Raw genomic sequence first — 2965 nt, forward strand, 5'->3', positions numbered from 1 at the left:
AGCCCCGACGGGCAACACCTGTACGTAACAGCCGATGTTGGGGATGCCCTGTCGGTGTACGACGTGGCCAGCGATGGCTCGCTCTCCAATCCCCGTATTTATAGTAACGACGACACTCATGAGTTGTTAGGTGCTTCGGGTGTTACCCTGAGCCCCGACGGGCAACACCTGTACCTAACGGCCGCTGAGGGGGATGCCCTGTCGGTGTACGACGTGGATAGCGACGGTGTGCTCTCCAACCCCCGTATTTACCGCAACGACGACACTCATGTGCTGAACGGTGCCTGGGGTGTTGTCCTGAGCCCCAACGGGCAACACCTGTACGTAACGGCCTTTGTCGGGGATGCCCTGTCGGTGTACGACGTAGCCAGCGACGGCACGCTCTCCAATCCCCGTATCTACCGTAACGGCGGCACTCATGAGCTGAACGGTGCTTTGGGTGTTACCCTGAGCCCCGATGGGCAACAGCTGTACGTAACGGCTTTTTCGAGCAATGCCCTGTCGGTGTACGACGTGGACAGCGACGGCGCGCTCTCCAACCCCCGAATCTATCGTGACGACGACAACACTCATGAGCTGATCGGTGTCTGGGGTGTTACCCTGAGTCCCGACAGACAACACCTGTACGTAACGGCCCTTGTGGGGAATGCCCTGTCGGTGTACGACGTGGCCAGCGACGGCGCGCTCTCCAATCCCCGTATTTATCGTAACGGCGACACTCATGCGCTGTTCGGTGCCCGGAATGTTGCCCTGAGCCCCGACGGGCAACACTTGTACGTAACGGCCAATGCTGGGCATGCCCTGTCGGTGTACGATGTGGCCAGCGACGGCGCGCTCTCTAACCCCCGCATCTATCGTGACGATGACGACACTCATGAGCTGAGCGGTGCCTGGGGTGTTACCCTGAGCCCCGACGGGCAACACCTGTACGTAACGGCCTATAACGGGGATGCCCTGTCGGTGTATCAGGTGGTCCAGGCTGTGGAAACAAACAGCTCTTTATACTCCCTGACGCATTCAGCCAGCATTAACCCGGGCATGGACACGCATACCCTGGTCTACTCTCCCACGCATTCAGCCATGACGAGCCCGAGTTTGGAAGGTCGCCCGATATCCACTGACGGGTTTTCTCTTTCCACAACGCCTTCTATGACACTTTCCACGACACTTTCCACGACACTTTCCACGACACTTTCAACGACACCTTCCATAACGCCTTCCATTGAAGTGGAAGGAGAGAATGAAAGAGATTATGGCGCTATTGCTGGCGCGGTCACTACCGGAGCCGTAGTGACCGGGGCGGTTGTATCTGTAGTGATCGGAATGGTCTGCTGGGCTACACACCGTGCAAAACTCAAAAGCGCCATTTATGAAATGCAGAACAAGCAGTGACACACTGATCTGTCCGTACAAAACAGGCTCAATAAAGGTTGTCACTTCGCCCCCGGAAAACTGAACTACATTGAATGTCCACCCAAAGGAGTTGGGAAAAGCCGGAACCGGATACCTCCATAACCAACGGGTACAAGAGGCCATGACTCATGATATTCAGTGCAAAAAAATCAACTGCAACACCAAGCACGGTTTTTTCTTCCAGAAGGGTGAAAGCACCTTGTTCATGCTGGCAGAGTGTATGTGTCTTTGTGGTTCAATTAGCAGTGATCAGCCTGTGCATACTACAACCGGCCAAGGGTGAGGAGGTTAATGAGCCGGGGTCTCTCATTAACCCGATCATTTACCGTAACGGCAACACTCATGAGCTGGACGGCGCTGCAGCTGTTGCCCTCAGCCCCGACGGGCAACACCTTTACGTAACAGCCGATGTTGGGGATGCCCTGTCGGTGTACGACGTGGCCAGCAACGGCACGCTCTCCAACCCCCGTATCTACCGCAACGACGACACTCATGAGTTAGACGGCGCTTCGGGGGTCGTCCTCAGCCCCGACGGGCAGCACTTGTACGTAACAGCCGATGTTGGGGATGCCCTGTCGGTGTACGACGTGGCCAGCGACGGCACGCTCTCCAACCTCCGTATTTACCGTGACGACGACACTCATGAGCTGGACGGCGCTGGCGCTGTTAGTGTCGTCCTGAGTACCGACGGGCAACACCTGTACATAACGGCCTCTTTCGGGAATACCCTGTCGGTGTACGACGTGGACACCGATGGTGCGCTCTCCAATCCCCGTATTTATCGTAACGACGACATTCATGAGCTGGGCGGTGCACAGAGTGTTGCTCTGAGTCCCGACGGGCAACACCTGTACGTAGCGGCCTCTTTCGGGAATGCCCTATCGGTGTACGACGTGGCCACCGATGGCACGCTCTCCAACCCCCGTATTTACCACAGCGACGACACTCATGAGCTGGAGGGCGCCTGGGCTGTTACCCTGAGCCCCAACGGGCAACACCTGTACGTAACGGCCTCTTTCGGGAATGCCCTGTCGGTGTACGACGTGGACACCGATGGTGCGCTCTCCACCCCCCGTATTTACCGTAACGGCGACACTCATGAGCTGTACGGTGCCCGGAATGTCGTCCTGAGTCCCGACGGGCAACACCTGTACGTAACGGCCTCTTTCGGGAATGCCCTGTCGGTGTACGACGTAGCCAGCGACGGCGCGCTTTCCAATCCCCGTATTTACAGCAACGACGACACTCATGAGCTGGAAGGTGCTTGGACTGTTACCCTGAGCCCCGACGGGCAACACCTGTACGTAACGGCCTATTCAGGTGATGCCCTGTCGGTGTATCAGGTGGTCCAGGCCGTGGAAACAAACAGCTCTTTATACTCCCTGACGCATTCAGCCAGCATTAACCCGGGCATGGACACGCATACCCTGGTCTACTCTCCCACGCATTCAGCCATGACGAGCCCGAGTTTGGAAGGTCGCCCGATATCCACTGACGGGTTTTCTCTTTCCACAACGCCTTCTATGACACTTTCCACGACACTTTCCACGAC

2 protein-coding genes are annotated in these 2965 nt (G+C 57.0%); both read left to right on the plus strand.

Annotated features, from left to right (window positions below):
• A partial coding sequence (locus tag GZ78_RS29670) for a lactonase family protein (RefSeq protein WP_034841514.1) occupies positions 1 to 1392 on the plus strand: 1392 nt, incomplete at its 5' end.
• Between the two features lie 251 nt (positions 1393 to 1643).
• Positions 1644 to 2965, plus strand: a 1322-nt coding sequence (locus tag GZ78_RS23025) for a lactonase family protein (RefSeq protein ID WP_034841517.1), incomplete at its 3' end; no start/stop codon positions are given.

This window comes from Endozoicomonas numazuensis (assembly GCF_000722635.1).
Taxonomy (GTDB): domain Bacteria; phylum Pseudomonadota; class Gammaproteobacteria; order Pseudomonadales; family Endozoicomonadaceae; genus Endozoicomonas_A; species Endozoicomonas_A numazuensis.